The organism is Sinorhizobium sp. NG07B, from assembly GCF_002532005.1.
GTDB classification, from domain to species: Bacteria; Pseudomonadota; Alphaproteobacteria; order Rhizobiales; family Rhizobiaceae; genus Sinorhizobium; species Sinorhizobium fredii_C.
On record NZ_NWTD01000012.1, the window covers coordinates 94,203 to 110,410 of the forward strand.

Annotated in this window: 16 protein-coding genes; 2 read left to right on the forward strand and 14 right to left on the reverse strand. The window is 58.7% G+C overall.

All coding sequences use genetic code 11. The annotated features are described in order from the left end of the window. Positions 1 to 50: 50 nt before the first annotated feature. Positions 51 to 1,931, forward strand: a complete 1,881-nt coding sequence (gene asnB, locus CO664_RS25840) for an asparagine synthase (glutamine-hydrolyzing) (RefSeq protein ID WP_097527676.1) — start codon at positions 51 to 53, stop codon at positions 1,929 to 1,931. A gap of 177 nt (positions 1,932 to 2,108) precedes the next feature. After that, a complete protein-coding gene (locus CO664_RS25845; RefSeq protein ID WP_097527675.1) occupies positions 2,109 to 2,771 on the forward strand; it encodes a GNAT family N-acetyltransferase in 663 nt (220 codons plus the stop codon). 363 nt (positions 2,772 to 3,134) lie between these two features. Here the strand turns inward: CO664_RS25845 and phnN are convergent, their stop codons facing one another. From phnN to CO664_RS25915, 14 genes are all read right to left on the reverse strand, one after another. Then, positions 3,135 to 3,701 (reverse strand): phosphonate metabolism protein/1,5-bisphosphokinase (PRPP-forming) PhnN, encoded by a 567-nt coding sequence (gene phnN / locus CO664_RS25850; protein WP_234819640.1) that lies wholly within the window; start codon positions 3,699 to 3,701, stop codon positions 3,135 to 3,137. An 8-nt stretch (positions 3,702 to 3,709) separates the two neighbouring features. Further along, positions 3,710 to 4,426 carry a DUF1045 domain-containing protein gene (locus tag CO664_RS25855; RefSeq protein ID WP_097527673.1) on the reverse strand — a complete coding sequence of 239 codons (717 nt, stop codon included), beginning with the start codon at positions 4,424 to 4,426 and terminating at the stop codon, positions 3,710 to 3,712. Next, positions 4,426 to 5,175: a phosphonate C-P lyase system protein PhnL gene (phnL, locus tag CO664_RS25860; RefSeq protein ID WP_097527672.1), complete on the reverse strand. Its 750-nt coding sequence runs from the start codon at positions 5,173 to 5,175 to the stop codon at positions 4,426 to 4,428. The genes CO664_RS25855 and phnL overlap by 1 nt, the downstream gene beginning before the upstream one ends. Before the next feature lie 54 nt (positions 5,176 to 5,229). Beyond that, a complete protein-coding gene (phnM, locus tag CO664_RS25865) occupies positions 5,230 to 6,435 on the reverse strand; it encodes a phosphonate metabolism protein PhnM (RefSeq protein WP_097527671.1) in 1,206 nt (401 codons plus the stop codon). Further along, entirely contained in the window at positions 6,436 to 7,233 is a 798-nt protein-coding gene (gene phnK / locus CO664_RS25870) for a phosphonate C-P lyase system protein PhnK (RefSeq protein ID WP_097527670.1), read from the reverse strand. Continuing rightward, positions 7,230 to 8,177 carry an alpha-D-ribose 1-methylphosphonate 5-phosphate C-P-lyase PhnJ gene (locus tag CO664_RS25875; protein ID WP_097527669.1) on the reverse strand — a complete coding sequence of 316 codons (948 nt, stop codon included), beginning with the start codon at positions 8,175 to 8,177 and terminating at the stop codon, positions 7,230 to 7,232. The genes phnK and CO664_RS25875 overlap by 4 nt, the downstream gene beginning before the upstream one ends. Further along, positions 8,177 to 9,283 (reverse strand): carbon-phosphorus lyase complex subunit PhnI, encoded by a 1,107-nt coding sequence (locus CO664_RS25880; protein WP_097527668.1) that lies wholly within the window; start codon positions 9,281 to 9,283, stop codon positions 8,177 to 8,179. The genes CO664_RS25875 and CO664_RS25880 overlap by 1 nt, the downstream gene beginning before the upstream one ends. After that, on the reverse strand, positions 9,284 to 9,889 hold the full coding sequence (phnH, locus tag CO664_RS25885) for a phosphonate C-P lyase system protein PhnH (RefSeq protein WP_097527667.1): 606 nt from the start codon (positions 9,887 to 9,889) through the stop codon (positions 9,284 to 9,286). It lies immediately after the preceding gene. Continuing rightward, positions 9,886 to 10,347 carry a phosphonate C-P lyase system protein PhnG gene (gene phnG / locus CO664_RS25890; protein WP_234819639.1) on the reverse strand — a complete coding sequence of 154 codons (462 nt, stop codon included), beginning with the start codon at positions 10,345 to 10,347 and terminating at the stop codon, positions 9,886 to 9,888. The genes phnH and phnG overlap by 4 nt, the downstream gene beginning before the upstream one ends. Positions 10,348 to 10,536: 189 nt before the next feature. Then, a complete protein-coding gene (phnF, locus tag CO664_RS25895; RefSeq protein WP_097527665.1) occupies positions 10,537 to 11,238 on the reverse strand; it encodes a phosphonate metabolism transcriptional regulator PhnF in 702 nt (233 codons plus the stop codon). 64 nt (positions 11,239 to 11,302) lie between these two features. Further along, positions 11,303 to 12,532, reverse strand: coding sequence for an alkaline phosphatase family protein (locus tag CO664_RS25900; RefSeq protein WP_234819641.1), 1,230 nt, complete (start codon positions 12,530 to 12,532; stop codon positions 11,303 to 11,305). After that, the gene (locus tag CO664_RS25905; RefSeq protein WP_097527663.1) at positions 12,529 to 13,587 is read right to left on the reverse strand and encodes an oligopeptide/dipeptide ABC transporter ATP-binding protein; all 1,059 of its coding nucleotides are present in this window, start codon (positions 13,585 to 13,587) and stop codon (positions 12,529 to 12,531) included. Before CO664_RS25905 ends, CO664_RS25900 begins: the two co-directional genes overlap by 4 nt. Next, positions 13,584 to 14,699 carry an ABC transporter ATP-binding protein gene (locus CO664_RS25910; RefSeq protein WP_234819638.1) on the reverse strand — a complete coding sequence of 372 codons (1,116 nt, stop codon included), beginning with the start codon at positions 14,697 to 14,699 and terminating at the stop codon, positions 13,584 to 13,586. Before CO664_RS25910 ends, CO664_RS25905 begins: the two co-directional genes overlap by 4 nt. Beyond that, a complete protein-coding gene (locus tag CO664_RS25915) occupies positions 14,639 to 16,150 on the reverse strand; it encodes an ABC transporter substrate-binding protein (protein ID WP_234819637.1) in 1,512 nt (503 codons plus the stop codon). Before CO664_RS25915 ends, CO664_RS25910 begins: the two co-directional genes overlap by 61 nt. Positions 16,151 to 16,208 lie beyond the last annotated feature (58 nt).

The window sequence follows — 16,208 nt, forward strand, 5'->3', positions numbered from 1 at the left end:
CATGCTGGCGCCCGTGGAAAATAGGCTCGGATTGCGGGAAGGAGGCTACATTGTGCGGCATTTTTGGTTTCATAGCCCATGCGCATGATACCTCCCTCTCGAGAGACGTTTTGGAGCGCTGCGCGGAAGAGATTGCCCATCGCGGACCAGATGCCGCCGGTTGCTACATTGGCCGGAATTTTGGGTTTGCCCATCGCCGGCTTTCGATTATCGATCTCGACCCTCGTTCCAATCAGCCGTTCGTTGAAGCGGATACCGGGATTGTCATCACCTACAATGGCGAAATCTACAACTTCCGGGAACTTCGCGTCGGGCTAGAGAAGGAAGGAGCGATATTTCGCACCGCGTCCGATACGGAGGTGATCTGCAAGGCCTTCGCCAGGTGGGGGCCCGACTGCCTACACATGTTTCGAGGGATGTTCGCCTTTGCGCTCCATGATCCGCGCTCTCAAGCCACATTCTTGGTTCGCGATCGTCTAGGAATAAAGCCTCTCTACTACGCTGATACGCCGACGGGCCTTGCTTTCGCTTCGCAGCCGTCAGCAATTCTTCGTTGGCCCGGTGTCAATGCGTCCATTGATCCGATCGGGGTGTCGAGCTTCCTTTCGTTCCGCGCCGTCTTTGGCGAGCGTTCGCTGTTTAGCAACATCAAGAAGATGCCTCCCGGCACTTGGATGCGCTTGCAGGGAGGCGAGCGGCTGCACGAGCGGTGGTGGTCGCCAAAACCGGGCAAGGTGGAAAACGCCCGTATTCACCATATGATCGGCGCCGCTGTTGAGGAACACCTCGTCGCAGACACACCGGTGGCGGCGCTCCTGTCTGGAGGCTTGGATTCCAGCATCGTTGCTTACGAGATCACCAATCGCTCATCGGCGAAACCCACTTGTTACACGGGGGTCGTCGAAGGAGAGGGCTATGACGAAAGTCCGTTTGCCGCTGAAGTCGCGGCAGCGATAGGTGCACCTCACCGCCTCGTTCCCCTGAAGTCGACGACTGACATTGAGACCGTAACGCGACTTACTGCACTCCGTTGTCATCCGCTCGGCATGCACAATGAAACGGCTATGCACCTCCTCGCGCAACATGTCGGGGCGGAATGCAAAGTCGTGCTAACTGGTGAAGGCGCTGACGAACTCTTTGCCGGATACAGTCGGATCTATCGACTGCCCTTCGATTTGATGCGCGACAGCGGGCTTGCGTGGATTCCCGCCCGGTTCGGCCGCACATTACGGCAACATATCGGCCTGCCGAACGAACGGTGCTCGGAATTCGAGCTGTTCTTAAATCAGTACGCGTACTTCCCGATTGATGAAAAACTATCGCTGGCCAAGAAGGCGTGGAGCCATGCAATCAACGATGACGAGACGCTGATCGGGTGGATGAAAGAGACATACTTTTCGGCAGGTGACAGTCCAGCCGCTCGCATAGCCCGCTTCTTCGTTGAACATCATTTGACCGCCCTGCTGGAGATGGTCGACAACACGACGATGGCAGCGGGTGTCGAGGCTCGTGTTCCCTTCACCGATCATCGGATCGTCGAGCGGGCGCTATCGATGCGGCCCGCAGAGCGTCTGCGCTGGCGCAGCAGGTGGGCCGCGGTGAAGGCTTTCACAACGCCGGTCAGCTCGTTTAGCGAGCGTTTGGACGTCTCAAAAGTGCCGTTGCGGGACGCCTACACCCAAGTGCTGCCGTTGTCCGTCATCACACGCAAAAAGCTCGGTTTTCCGTTGCCGTTGGGTAACTGGGCAGCCGGCGAGGGATCGCGTCCTTTTCGAGACCTGTTATTTAAGAGCACCCCTGCTATCGCCGACTTCATCGATGTCGGGGCGCTTAGACGCTGGTACGACGCGAAGGCTGCTCGCGCGTCCGATGCATTTGGGAGGCAATTTTGGCTCATCAGCAATCTCGAAATCTTCCTGCGACAGCACTAACGGTTTTGCGCGGTGCCGTCGGAAAGAGGGCTTGCAAACCCTCGAAGGGTTGCCGTTCGCCGCCATTCTGATTCTCGCAGGCCCGCTCGGCCTGACTTTCCCATTCGGTCGGCCAATCGCATTTCGCTGTCCGCGCCGGCCAATCTGATTGGCCAGAGCCCATGAGGAGGATAGGCAATGAAAGCAGCGGTCTTTGAAATGACTGATCCCTTCCTAAGCGCTCCGAGACCAATCCGGAGTGACAACATCGTCCTGGAGCCGCTGAATGAGGGCCACGAGGAAGAGCTCCGCATCGCCGCGGCCGATGAGAGAATCTGGCAATTTCTCGGGACGAATGGCGCAACCGCTTCAGGATTTCGGGATTGGTTCGTCAGGATGATCGCAGAAACGGTGGACAGGCAACGGCGGGTCTATGCGGTTAGGACTGCTGGCGCCGGCAAAATTGTCGGGGCATCCGGATTCAAGGATATAGATGTCTACCAAGGGCGTGTGACGGTTGGCAGCACCTGGCTGTCGCCGCATGCCTGGGGCACCAACGTAAACGCGGAAGCGACTTTTTTGCTGCTGAAGCACCTCTATGAAGATCTGAGGGTCAATCGATGCGAATATTTTGTTCATACCGAGAATGTGAAGATGCTTGGGTTTCTCGATCGGATTGGCTTCGTGCAGGAAGGAGTTCTCAGAAGTCGATTCCGATTGAGCACGGGCGAGATTTGCGACTTGGCTGTCGCCAGCTGCCTGGGCGACGATTGGCACATCGTTAGGCAAAGGCTCCGGTCGCGAATGGACCGTAAGGGCCTTCATCTGGGGGCTTCGAATTCGGCGACACGACAGGACTGATAGGAATGGAACTTCAAACGTCAGATGTCAGAGAGCTGATGAATTTTTCGGATGATTGAGACGGAAAGGGGAGATCCGTACCCGAGACCTTGTTCGGCTCTTTGGAACCTCCGAGGAGACGGCCAAAGGCGAGATCTCAAGCTCTTCGCGTGAACCATGGCCACGCAGGGCATGCTGCATAGGTCTGCTCCCAGTAGCGAAGTTGGGCACGGACTACTGCGGCCCACCCGACAGTGTAGTGCCAGTAGATAATGCGAATTGCTCACATAGCTTTGGCCCGTATCCAACGAGACGGGATAAGTGCCGCCGTCGATCATTGGGGAATTTCCTCCCAGGTGGCCTCGGGACTTCGATGCAACCGCCTCATTGCTTCGCCCGCCCAACCTGTGCAACAAACGCGGCAAGAAGGCGTTCCCCAGCCGCCTCCACCGAACCCGAGTTGTCGATATGCACCACGTCAGCACCATCGACCAGATATTGATCACTTCGGATTAAACGCCCCCTGATGCTTTCTAGATCTTCGCGTCCCCGTTCGACCAGACGCCTTGCCAAGGCGTCTATTGGCGCGGTGACGTTGATGACAAGCAGTTGCGGGTATTGCCGCCGGGCTTTCGAAAGGACGGCGCGAGAGCCATTGGCCACAACGACATCGTCCTGCTCTAGCCACTTATCTATTTCCGAGGGAATGCCATAACAGAGGCCATGCGCCTGCCAATGAAGCCCGTAGGCGCCTGCGAGAAGCCGCCGCTGGAACTCGTCATAGTCAACCGCCTCATGGTCCTCCCCGACCGCGACTGGCCGACTGATGACCCGGCGTACGAAGCGAACGCGAGGATCATCTTTGAGCCGGCTTCGCACGTATTCGATCAACGTGTCTTTGCCCGCACCGCTTGGCCCCACAACAATGGCAAGTGCTCCGCGGGGCGACATCATTGGCCTCAGATCGCCGTCTTAAGCAACGCTTCGCCTTTCAAGGCGAACTGCGAACGAACGACGAAATTGCCCCCGCAGTCCTCCTGAACGAACAGGGACAGTGTGTCGATGCGGAAATCCTCGGACAGGTGCGGCTGGAAGACCTTTTCCAGGCGCGCCCTCGTTCGCGCGCGGCCCTCTTCCGGAACTCGGTCGGTCAGCGTCATATGAAAGGAAAATCGATCGAGGACATAGGGGTAGCCCCACTGGACGAGATGGGAGGTCTCGACTTCATCGAGCGGACGTTGCAGCCGCCGCTGCAGTTCCGGTGAGTTCATAGGGGCCCGGAACCGGTCGAACTCTTCGACAATCTGCGCAGCAAAACCGCGCAATGCCGGGATGGGAGTGGCGGGAGCGAGCGCAAAGAAGCCGCCGAGAAGATCGATCTTCAATGATCCGATCGGGCAAGGTGGCCGCGACGAAGCGAAGCTGCTGAGCGCCCATTCCAACTCATCGACCGATGCGCCTTCTCTCAACCGGAACGGCGCCTTGAGCGTTGCGTGAAAACCATATCGGCGCGGCTCAGAAGTTAGAAGGGCGTCTGCTTCCGATCGAGCCGCGCCGGTTACATCAGTTCTGCCGAAAGGATCATGGCCAAGCCATGCACTCGCCGCCCCGGTCAACGGATGTTCCCTAGCCGGTGTGTAGTAGATGGCATAGCGAGGAGTGGATGGCTCCGGCATCAGGCGCACGCCTCCGTCAGGGCAACAGCCGGTAGTGCCATGGCGGCCGACTGACTGCCGATCCCGAACAATCTGTCAGCAGCGGATTCGCGCACTTCCTCGTCGTGAAAGATGCCGACGATGGCAGCGCCGCGAGCCTTCGCCTCGTTGATCAGACCAACGACGGTCGCGCGATTAACGGCGTCGAGCGAGGCCGTCGGTTCGTCGAGCAGCAGGACCGGATAGTCGACCATGAAGCCACGGGCGATGTTGACGCGCTGCTGCTCGCCGCCGGAGAAGGTGGCTGGCGCCAGGGACCAGAGACGCTCAGGGATGCGCAGCCGTTTCAGCAAGGTTTTGGCGAGCGCCTTGGCCTCCTCCGCCGGCATGCCGTTGGCGACCGCTGGTTCGGCGACGACGTCGAGGGCACCGACGCGCGGGATGACGCGCAGGAATTGGCTGACATAGCCGATTGTCGAGCGGCGGATCTCCGCCACTTCCCATGGCTCGGCGGCGAGCAGATCGACGGTTTCGCCCATGTGCTCGACCAGGATCTGACCTTTATTCGGCTTGTAGTTGGCATACAGTGAGCGCAACAGGGTCGACTTGCCGGCGCCGGATGGTCCGTGCAGGCAGACGCATTCGCCGGACCTGACCGTGAGTTCGATGTTGTCGAAAACGGGCAGGACGATGCCGCCCTGGGTGTGGAGCGTGAAGCTTTTGGAAAGGCCAATGGCGCGAAGCGCGGCGTTCGGTAACGCGGTGTTCATGGAACGGTTCTCCCGGTGTCTGGTCGAAGACAACGTCTTGTGATCTGCGTTCTGTCAAAAGACCTGCCGGCCTTCTTTCCAGACTCTTCGGACAAGCGGAATGTCGTTGATCTCAATGACATGGCAGAGATCGGCTCGGGTGCCGACCTTGATCGCGCCTCTGTCGGCTAGCCCGGTCGCCGAAGCAGGGGCTGAACTGACGGTGGAGATGGCCTGCGGCAAGCTCATCCCGACCGGATCTCTGGTCAGTTGAAAGGCACCATGCAGGAGGCTCGCCGGAACGTAATCCGAGGCGAGGATATCGAGATGTCCGGTTGTCGCTAAATCCCGGGCGCTTATGTTTCCCGAATGCGAGTTGCCGCGAACGACGTTGGGTGCGCCCATCACGACACGAATGCCTAGCGAGTGCGCCATTTCCGCCGCCGCCCGCGTCGTCGGAAATTCAGATATCGAAACACCAGCATATATCGCTTCTTGAACATGCTCGGCTGTTTCATCGTCGTGACTGGCGAGCGGCAGTTGCCGAGCGCGGACAAGCGCGACGATGCGGGCCTGATTTTGAGGTCCAATCGTCCGGGACGCTTCCATCCATTCTTCAATACGGCGATCCGCGTCCTTGTCCGACCAGCCGTATTGCGTGATCTGCATTTGGCGGAAACGGTCGAGTTCCGGCGACTGACGATGACCGGGGGCGTGATCCATAACCGAGACGAGCTTCACGAGCGGATCGTCCACCAAGGGTGTCAATCTGGCCAGAACTTCCTCGTCCGTCACTTCACAGCGCAGGTGTAGAAGATGATCGGCTCGAAGCACACCACACTCCTGGGCTTCATGGATGCCATCTACGAGGATGGGCAGAATGCGAGCCCGATCGTCTTGCTTTCTGTAATCGCGGGTCGTTGACCCGATGCACAGGGAATCAAAAACCGTCGTAATGCCGGCTGCGGTGACCAGGGCATCATGGGCTACGACAGCGGACAGCGGATTCCAGACCACGCCGGCGCGCGGTAGAGCATGCTTCTCCAGATTGTCGGTATGAAGGTCGATAAGACCCGGTATCAGATAGCCTCCGTCGAGATCGATCGCCTTGGTGGCCTTGCTCCTGCCCGGGGCGATGTCATTGATGTGGCCGTCAACGACATGGACGGTTCCTTCATAAACCTCGTCAAGCAGGACAAGTCGTGCGCCGGTCAAGGTCAATTCGTTGGTGATGGAGCCTTTGACCGCCACACCGCACGATGAAGTGTCAGTTTCGAACATTTAAAGCACCGATGATACTAGAAGTTGAGTGTAGGCGTGATGCGGATCATCCAGGACCTGGTCTGCCAGACCGGTCTCCACAACGTTACCTCGCCACATCACGATGATGCGGTCCGCCAATAGCCGGGCAACGGAAAGATCATGGGTGACGATTACCGCCGAAATCCCACAGTCCAGAACCAACTGTCGCAGCAGATCCAACAGCCGAGCTTGGACCGAGACATCGAGCCCGCCTGTCGGCTCATCCATGAAGACGAGGCGCGGCTTGGTGACGAGAGTTCTGGCGATCTGCAGACGTTGCTGCATGCCGCCGGAAAAGGTTCTTGGATGGTGATCAGTGCGCCCCAGCTCAATCTCGACCCTGGCGAGCCAATTCTGGGCCTCCTCGCGTATGCGGCCATAATGCCGGGCACCGATGGCCATCGGTCGCTCGCCGATGTTGCCGCCTGCACTGACTTCCATTCTGAGGCCATCGCGCGGGTTCTGGTGCACGAGTCCCCAGTCGGTACGCATCAGCTTGCGTCGCTCTGGCTCTGACAAAGTCAGAATATCCGTTTGCCCTTTGTCATTGAGGTCGTAAACCACTGAGCCTGTGTCCGGCATCAATCGCCCCGAAAGGCAGTTGAGCATGGTCGACTTGCCCGATCCGGATTCACCGACGATGGCGATAATCTCCCCTGGAAAGAGGTCGAAGGAAATGTTCTGACAGCCGATCGTCTTTCCATAGCCCTTCGTAAGATTTTGCACGGAGAGCAGTGGTTGTCGGCGATTGGGTTGGACCTGAATTGCAGTTCTCATCGTGGTTCCGGTCCCTTCTCGGTTTTGGAGGTCGGGAGCGATCCAGTAGGATTCTGGCCTTCACCCTGATGCCCAAAGTGACCTTGGCCTCGACGGGCTGCGCAGTAGTCGGTGTCGGAGCAAACGAACATTCGCTGCCCGCTATCATTCACGACGATCTCGTCGAGGTAACTGTCGGTTGCCCCACAAAGCGAGCAACATTGCCTCCATTTCTGCACCCGGAAGGGATGATCTTCGAAGTCGAGATTCTGCACGCGCGTGTAGGGTGGGACAGCATAGATCCGCTTTTCGCGGCCTGCGCCGTAAAGCTGGATTGCCGGATTGTCCGCAACCTTCGGATTGTCGAATTTGGGAATAGGCGACGGCGACATCAGATATCGCCCGTTGGTCATAACCGGATAGCTGTGAGCCGTGGCAATGTGGCCGAAGCGCGCAATGTCTTCGTAAAGCTGGACGCTCATCAAGCCGTACTCTGCATAGGCATGCATCTTTCGCGTCTCAGACTCCCTTGGTTCCAGACTGCGCAACGGTTCGGGCGAGGGGACCTGGTATACGATGACCTGACCCTCTCTGAGAGGCGTCTCTGGCACGCGATGGCGTGTCTGAATGATTGTTGCCGCAGCGGTTTGTTCGGTCGTCTCGATCCCAGCCACGCGCTTGAAAAATCGGCGGATCGAGACCGCGTTCGTGGCGTCGTCCGCACCTTGGTCGATCACCTTGAGCGTGTCGTTTGGACCGATAACGCTGGCCGTCACTTGTATGCCGCCGGTGCCCCATCCGTAGGCGAGCGGCATTTCGCGGCTGCCAAACGGAACCTGCAGGCCGGGAACGGCCATCGCCTTCAAGATGCACCTTCGGATCATCCGTTTGGACTGCTCGTCGAGATAGGCAAAGTTGTAGGCTTGGCCGGCCTGCTTGGCCGCATCGTCAAGAGTGCCAGTCATTACTCAGCCGCCTCCTTGGTTGAAAGGCTGCAGACCTGCTCCTCGCGCAACCGCCGTATGAATTGCAGGTCACCCTGAAAATCGACGTAGTGAGGTAAGGTCAAATGCGAAACGAACCCAGCCGCCTCGAGATTGTCGGTATGAGAGAGGACGAATTCCTCGTCCTGTGCGGGGTATTTCACATCCTCGCCATATTCACTGGACCGCAATGAGCGATCGACGATCGCCATTCCCATCGCTTTCCGCTCACTCTTTCCGAAGGAGAGCCCGTATCCCCGCGTGAAGCGCGCCGGCTCGTCGTCCGTGCCTGCAAACAAGTCCAGCATCTGGCATTCGGCGACGGTGATGTCTCCTATCGAAACTGGAAAGCCCAGTTCCTCGGGAACGACTTCGATCGCGACGTCTCCGACCCGGGTTTCGCCGACATAGGGATGGGCCGCGCCGTAGCCACGCAGGGCGGAATAAGCCAATCCCACGACAAATCCTTCGTCGCCACGCGCAAGATTTTGCAGACGCTGATCGCGACCCGCCGGCAATGCCAGAGGCTCTCGCGTCAGATCGAAAACTGACGCTTCGTCAGGCGCAGGCACTTCTGCCTCGATCAGGCCTTCATCGGAGATGCTGTCGAAAGCACGCGGACAATTGTCGTCGAGCGGGGTCGCAGCCAGTTCCGCTTTCGTCTCCTCGACCTCAGCGTTGTCGAGGAGGTCGAAATCAAGCAGTCGATGCGTGTATTCGTAGGTCGAACCGAGGACCTGTCCCCCAGGAACGTCTTTGAAGGTCGCGGAGATCCGTCGCTGGATGGCCATGCGGTCCGTATCTATCGCATTCGACACTGCGAAGCGCGGTAAGGTCGTGCGAAACGCCCGCAGGAGGAAGATCGCCTCGACTGCGTCGCCCTGGGCCTGCTTCAATGCCAAGGCCGCAAGTTCTCTGTCGTAGACAGAGCCCTCGCACATTACCCGGTCTACGGCGAGACCGAGTTGCTCGGCGATCTGAGAAACCGTAAGTTCGGGAACCTCAGGAACGCCGCGTCTATCCTCTGCGATCAAGCGGTGCGAGTTGAGGATAGCCTGTTCGCCCCCTTTTACAGCCACATACGCCATTTAAATCTCCACCGATATGCTGCGAGAAAGAGCAATGATTGCGCTTTCGGAGGCAAAGAGGACATCGACCCCGATCGGGTAAAAGTCCTGAGTGAGCTGCCAATCTTGCCAGAACCACGACGGAAGCCCCTCGATGGCGACTGAGACCTCGTGCTGGATCCCCGGCCCACGCCACCGAACCGGTGGACCGCCAATAAAGGAGGGCACCTGGACAACAATGGTCGTCGAGGTCTGGGGCTCCAACTCGGTGCCGAGCTGAAACTCTGCTAGGCGCGGCATCGTCGTCGGATCAGCCACGATGGCAAATACCGCTTGCTCGGCGCCATCAGCGAACGGCGTCCCGCAGTGAAACCCAAGGTAATTACGCACGTCGCCGCGATTGCATCGGGAATCGAGCCAAACGGGCGTTTCGAAGTCTGCCAATGTGAGGCAAGCCGAGACGGTCGCCGGTGCGAGCGGCCCGACTGCCGTAGTTACAAAGCCAAGCGTTTGCGGGCGCCCTACATATCCATAGGCATCCAGAATTCGGCGGAACGTGTCTTGGCTATCGAAGACGGGATTTGTGAATCCGGGCCCGATCCCGGAAGTGTCCATAACGCTGCTCATTCCGGACTCGTGCCCCGCGCCATTGCAAAAAAATCGACCTTTGTGGAAGCCGCCTTGCGGCTCTTCAGCTCACGTCCGCTCGCTTGCATCGCTTCAAATCGAGCGACCAATTCACGACTCGCGGCGGCGACCTCATCTTCCCGCTGCAGGATCGCATCGAAGACTGCCGCCAGTTCCGCATGGCGTTGGTCGCGTCCGAGCACGAAGGCGAACCCCGTCGTGCCATCGGCGAACCTCAGGGCACATCGGGTCATCGTGGCCTCACCGAGGTTGAACGGGCTGCCGGTACCACCTGCGCGTCCACGCACCAGCACGAGGCCGGTCTCGGGCCGACGCAGCCATTCATATTGCGGGGCGATGGGCAGATCGTTCCAGGCGCCCTCAAGGTCACAGCACCTCGTTCGCGCCAGAACCGCCATCCATCGCTGTCTGTTTCCGATTTGATTGCGTACTTGCATTTGCCGCTTATCCAATGGCTGACCTACGGGCCGCGCTGCTGATAACTAGATGTCTAGGTATCTAGGTATGTGCTCTTTGCAACACTTTGATGACAGAAGCTGTTTCAGCAAAAAAGTTTTGGTCAGATTAACACAGGGAAGAAGAGCGGCGCTGGGTGGCTGGAGCCGCGAATGCGCTCGCAATCTCGTTTAGTCATCGCTTTCTATCAGGTATTCATATCGGTCGGCTCGTATAACGCTAAAGGCGTATTTGATCGGCAATCCATCCGGAGTGACATCGACATTGGTCTCGAAGAGCACCGGGCTGGACGATGATATTCGCAGCAGAAGGGCCTCCTGCTGGGTGGGCCTTCGGGCCGTTATCCGCGTCCATTTTCGCTTGTATTCCGGAATGCCACAGCGCTTCAGCGCCGCAGTCGGAGAGTTCAGTCCATGGAACGCCGAGACGAGACCGGGAACTCGCTCGACGGGAAAATAGCTCGTCCCGGTTGCCAAGGGCCAATCGTTAATGAACGAAGTCGCCCTGACGGCGGTAACGAGCGCCGAAGGAGCGATCTTCAGATGCGTCGCAACATCAAGTTCGACGGAGATCTCGTTGATGGACAAGATCTCCCGTTTGACCGACTTGTTCTGGCCAAGAAGTTTGAAGGTGAACCTCGGATCACTGTCCAGGCTATGCGAAATGAAGTCGTCGGCAACGAAGGTACCGACACCGTGTTGCACCCGCAGAGCGCCCTCAGACTCCAAAACCTTGATGGCGTTGCGCACTGTGTGGCGATTGACGCCAAATCGTTCTGCCAGGACAAGGTCCCCAGGCAGGCGACCGTTCTCGAAGGCTCCCGCATGGATATCGCTGAGTATTCCGGAGCGAACAACTTCCCAACGCTTCATCAAACACCATTTCAATTAATCGATACGAGCCATTGCATTCCCCAAAAGGGGTGCATAGCCCTATCTATCCGAAAAGCGGCCGATCGGGAAATATCTTGGTGGGTAGCCCAAGGATGGATGCAAGCGTCGGCGCAAGGCGGGTTGCTTCAGCTCCTTCCGCCACCGCGACTGGAAGATCAGCCCCGGATATGATGCAGATACGATCGTCCGCACTCATACCTGGCCGAAAGCCATGGGTGGACTTGTATTTTGGCCGACCGAACGGCTGGTCTAGCGGGTGACCGGCTGGCACTTCCTCGAAATCATGCTGCGGCGGAGCCACGAAGGTTGCGATGCGCTCGCGCAGCCCAACCGGTAAATGCGCATCGTTCCAGGGTTCCGCCCCGACCGCTGCCAATCTTTGTGTAACCTCCGCGCGATCGGCAGCGTTCTCGACCACGACATGCAGCGTCGCGCCTTCGGAGCTCCAGCGCTTACCGGGAATAATCAGTTCGGGAAGGATCGAGGTGTTGATATTGCCGTGGCCGTGATCGCTGGTAATTGCGATCACGTAGTCGTCTAGCCGGCCGGAACGCCGCAGGCTTTCCAAGCAAAGACCGACCAGGGAGTCGGCGAAAGCAACAGAGAAATGGGCCTCTTGGCTCTCGTACCCGAACTCGTGCTGGAACATGTCTGTGACATTGATTTCGGTGACCACCAGATCGGGCGGCTCTTGTGATGCGATCAACTTTGCGGTGGCGGAGACGGTCAGTTGGTCATCGATGAGCGTCGCTGTGACCCGGGAGACGGTATCGGGCCTTGCGGGCTCTTGAACGAAGGACGGCAGGGGAACCCCCGCCAGGCGGCCGCGCGGATCCTTCACTCTCAGGAGATAAGGCATACTCCCGTCGCTCGGAACCTTGGTGAAGCCGTGGCCGCGCATCCAGCTCGGCGGGACATAGACGGAGGTGTCTTCCGGGTTGATGAGAGCGTGCCCGATGCAGGCCACATCCAGACCCGCGCGTGAAGCAAGGGTTGCAATCGTTGGAACAAGAACATGCTCCACCTCGGCGGCGATGAACGCTCCGTCGCTCAGGACACGATTGCCAAAAATCCCGTGCATGTCTGCCGCGACGCCTGTTAGGATGGAAGCCCGACCCGGCATGGAGGTCCCCGGCACAGCAGACCGCATCCGGCGGACGCGGTACCCTCGGTCCGCGAGTGAGGACAAATTTGGGAGACGCTCCCGATGGTTCTCAAGATAGTCCGAGCTCACGCCATCGATCATGATCAACAGAAGTTTGCGGCGCTTCATTTCCAATGTAATCCCCTCAAATCGAAAGGTTTTTGTTTGATGCAGGCCGTCCAGTGCCCTGGCGCAACCTGCCGCAGTGCCGGTGGAGCCATGGCACATTCCGGACTTGCCACTGGGCATCTGGTCCTAAAGACGCAGCCGGATGGCGGTGAAACGGCACTCGGCACTTCACCTTTCAGGAGCACCCGGTTTCGTCGAAGGCTTGGATGTTCGACAGGCAGTGCGGATAGCAAGGCATCGGTATAGGGATGTGCAGGCGCATCCCAGAACATGGCCGAAGGGGCGATTTCCATGATCCGACCGAGATACATGACAATCACCCGGTCAGCGATATGACTGACCGCACGCAGGTCGTGCGAGACGAAAAGCATCGTGAGCGACAGCTTGCCCTTCAGATCGAGGAGCAAGTTGACGATCTGCGCCTGAACCGACACATCGAGAGCCGATACGGGTTCGTCGGCGACGATGAAGTCCGGCTCGGTCGACAGTGCCCTGGCGATGGCAATCCGTTGGCGCTGACCCCCGCTGAAGCTGTGCGGGTAGCGCGCGGCATGCGTCGGGGAAATTCCGACCTGGGAGAAGAGTTCTGCCACGCGCTGGAGACGTGCTCGCGGGGTCAGATGAGCATGATGGATCGACAGCGGTTCGCCGACGATCTCCCCGACGGTCATGCGTGGATTGAGGCTGCTGTAGGGATCCTGGAACACCATCTGCATATGCCGCCGAAAGGAACGCATTTCCTTTGGCGTCAAAGTCGTCAGATCGACCCCTTTGAACCTAACCCGACCGGAACTCGGCGGGGTCAGCCGCAGCAAGCTGCGCCCCAGTGTCGTCTTGCCTGAACCGGACTCGCCGACCAGTGCAACGATCTCACCAGGAAATATCGAAAACGATGCGCCGTCGACGGCTTTGATGAAACTCTTGGAACGGAACGGCGATGTCCTGCGGAGTGGCAGGTGAACGCGAAGTTCTTCGACCTCGAGCAGGGACGGACCGCCGAACGCCGGGATCGCACCGCGATCAGGCGTGCCGGAATGGGCAAAGGACGCATTCATGCCGCGATCTCCGGCTCCGAAGCAGCATCGGTGATTTCGCGCCAACGCCAACAACGAACACTGTGCCCGTCGGTCGTGTCGAGTTCCGGCACGTTGCGTGCACAATCCGCCACCGCATGGCTGCAGCGCGGGCGGAAGGAACAGCCGGTCGCAAGATGAGCAAGTTCGGGGGGGCTGCCGCGGATGGCGGAAAGCCGTCGTGGAATTGCGCAGCCGGGTTGCAATCGCGGCCGCGCTTTCAGCAGACCGCGCGTATATGGCATCCGTGGCGTGTCGAAGATCTGCACGACACTGCCTTCCTCGACAACCCGACCGGCATACATCACTACGACCCGGTCCGCGATTTCGGCAACGACACTGAGGTCATGCGTGATGAACAGCATGGCCATGCCGGTCTCCTGCTTTAGGTCGTGAAGCAGGGCCAGGATTTGCGATTGGACCGTGGCATCGAGAGCCGTCGTCGGCTCGTCGGCGATCAGCAATTTGGGGCGACATGAGAGCGCGATCGCGATCATTGCCCGCTGGCGCATGCCGCCGGAAAGCTGATGCGGATAGTCATCGAGACGCCGTTCGGCATCGGCGATACCAACGCGATCGAGCAGTTCTCTCGCTTGGCGTCGTGCTTCGCGAAGCGTACATCGTTGATGGGTCCGCAGCACCTCCATCAACTGGTTACCAATCGTGTAGACTGGATTGAGCGCCGCCGCCGGCTCCTGAAAGATCATGGCAATATCATTGCCAAGGATACCCCGCAGGCGCCGCGCTGGAATTTGGAGAAGGTCCTCCCCTTGATAGAGGGCCTTCCCCGCAACGATGCGCCCCAGCGACTTCGGAACGAGGTTCAGGATGGAAAACGCGGTTGCCGATTTGCCTGAGCCGGATTCTCCGACAAGGCAGACCGTGCTGCCTTGTCGAACCGAGAATGAGACCCCTTCGACTGCTTTGACAGTTCGATGGTGGGCATGGAAATGGGTGCGCAAATTCTCGACGCGCAGGAGTTCGGCTTGGTTCATCATAAACCCGTTCTGATAGCTGAGCGGAAGAGCAACATTCACTTGAAGTGAATGTTGTTCGGCCGGAAATCCATCGTGTATTCGGTGTTCGGCAGCCACTCAAAGTTGCTGCGAACGCCGTAGAATTCCGGCGCACGATAGAGGTACGTACCGGGCGCTTCGTCCTCGAAGATATCGATCATCGTTTGATAGATGTCGTAGCGACGTTTGCTATCGAGTGTGGTCTCGCCCTCTTTGGCGAGTTCGTCGAAGCGCTGCTCGTCTTGCCAAAACCGCTTCGCCCAGGTCATGTAAAGCGTGACCGCGGGATCGGTCGGCACGACCCAATCAGAGCCGTTTCGTACCGTGAGGACCGGATCGTCCTTTTTCAGCTTCGACCATCCTTCATCGACACGGACGCTGGCATTGACGCCTATCGCCTTCCACATCTCAGTGACCGCCTCGGCTACCGGGACGCCATTCGTGTAGTAGACGGGGTGCGTCACGTAGTAGATCGGCTGCCCCTTGTAGGAAGACTCGGCGAGGAGTTGGCGGGCGCGCTCGGGGTCGAACGCCGGAGTCGGCCGATCCGGATTATAGAGTTCCGGTCCCCAGGCCTCATATTGGGCAGAGTGTGGCAGCGTGGCCTGGCCATTCCACAGGGCGTCGACGATCAACTTGCGATCAATGGCAAGATTGAGTGCCCGACGCAGTTTCTTGTCGGCCATCACCGGGTTGAACGTGTTGTAGAGAAGGAAGTGGTGGTTCATCAATGCGCTGCGCACCTCGCAGCAGCCGAGGGTCTTTACCGCCTCCAATTGATCTGGCGGCAGGCTGTTGATGACATCGACCTCGCCGTTCGCGAGCGCGGTGATCCTGGCCGAGACCTCGGGGATGGACTTGAATGTCAAGCTCGAGATTGTCGGCCGACCGCCAAAGTAAGTATCGTTGGCCTTGAGCTGCATGCTCTCGTCGGGCTGGAGCTTGACGAAAGCGAACGGGCCTGTTCCGACCGGCTTTTGGCCGAAGCCGCTCTCTCCGACCGACTCGAAATAGGCTTTCGGCACGATGTCGCTCGAATGATAGGCAAGCAGGTGTAGGAGTATCGGGCTCGGGGCCGTGGTGGTGATCCGGACGGTCAGATCATCGACGATGTCGACCCGTTCGATCACCTTGAGGAGGTTTCTGGCAGAGACGTAGTCCGATTCCGGATTCAAGATTCGATCGAAGGTGAACTTGACGTCGGCACTTGTGAAAGGCTGGCCGTTATGAAACCGCACACCTGGCCGCAGCGAAAATTCCATGGTGCGATCGTCGACCCGCTTCCAGCTCTTCGCAAGGCCAGGAACGAGCTCATAAGCTGTCCGATCCTTGCTTTTGGAAAAGTCCCGCGCAACGAGCGTGTCGAACATATTGTAGGTGATCGGGATGTCGACATTCCCAAGGGCCATTGCGGGATCGAAGTTGGCGCGGACGGCATTGACGCCCACGGTGAGCGGAGGTCGCGTGTCTTCCTGCGCGACCACAAAGGTCGGCAGCAGCATAGCGACTGCTACGAGTAGGTTTCGCATAGTGTCTCCTAAGTTTGGGGTTTTGAGGTTTTCCTGCAGGAAGGTCTGAGAGCTGCGC

Bases quoted from the DNA above. Each gene is read 5' to 3' on its own strand.
- phnG (WP_234819639.1), bottom strand. From the start codon at position 10,347: ATGCAAGTACGCAATCAAATCGGAAACAGACAGCGATGGATGGCGGTT.
- CO664_RS25880 (WP_097527668.1), bottom strand. From the start codon at position 9,283: ATGGCGTATGTGGCTGTAAAAGGGGGCGAACAGGCTATCCTCAACTCG.
- phnH (WP_097527667.1), bottom strand. From the start codon at position 9,889: ATGAGCAGCGTTATGGACACTTCCGGGATCGGGCCCGGATTCACAAAT.
- phnN (WP_234819640.1), bottom strand. From the start codon at position 3,701: ATGTCGCCCCGCGGAGCACTTGCCATTGTTGTGGGGCCAAGCGGTGCG.
- CO664_RS25900 (WP_234819641.1), bottom strand. From the start codon at position 12,532: ATGAAGCGCCGCAAACTTCTGTTGATCATGATCGATGGCGTGAGCTCG.
- phnF (WP_097527665.1), bottom strand. From the start codon at position 11,238: ATGAAGCGTTGGGAAGTTGTTCGCTCCGGAATACTCAGCGATATCCAT.
- CO664_RS25905 (WP_097527663.1), bottom strand. From the start codon at position 13,587: ATGAATGCGTCCTTTGCCCATTCCGGCACGCCTGATCGCGGTGCGATC.
- CO664_RS25855 (WP_097527673.1), bottom strand. From the start codon at position 4,426: ATGCCGGAGCCATCCACTCCTCGCTATGCCATCTACTACACACCGGCT.
- phnL (WP_097527672.1), bottom strand. From the start codon at position 5,175: ATGAACACCGCGTTACCGAACGCCGCGCTTCGCGCCATTGGCCTTTCC.
- CO664_RS25915 (WP_234819637.1), bottom strand. From the start codon at position 16,150: ATGCGAAACCTACTCGTAGCAGTCGCTATGCTGCTGCCGACCTTTGTG.
- phnM (WP_097527671.1), bottom strand. From the start codon at position 6,435: ATGTTCGAAACTGACACTTCATCGTGCGGTGTGGCGGTCAAAGGCTCC.
- CO664_RS25845 (WP_097527675.1), top strand. From the start codon at position 2,109: ATGAAAGCAGCGGTCTTTGAAATGACTGATCCCTTCCTAAGCGCTCCG.
- phnK (WP_097527670.1), bottom strand. From the start codon at position 7,233: ATGAGAACTGCAATTCAGGTCCAACCCAATCGCCGACAACCACTGCTC.
- CO664_RS25875 (WP_097527669.1), bottom strand. From the start codon at position 8,177: ATGACTGGCACTCTTGACGATGCGGCCAAGCAGGCCGGCCAAGCCTAC.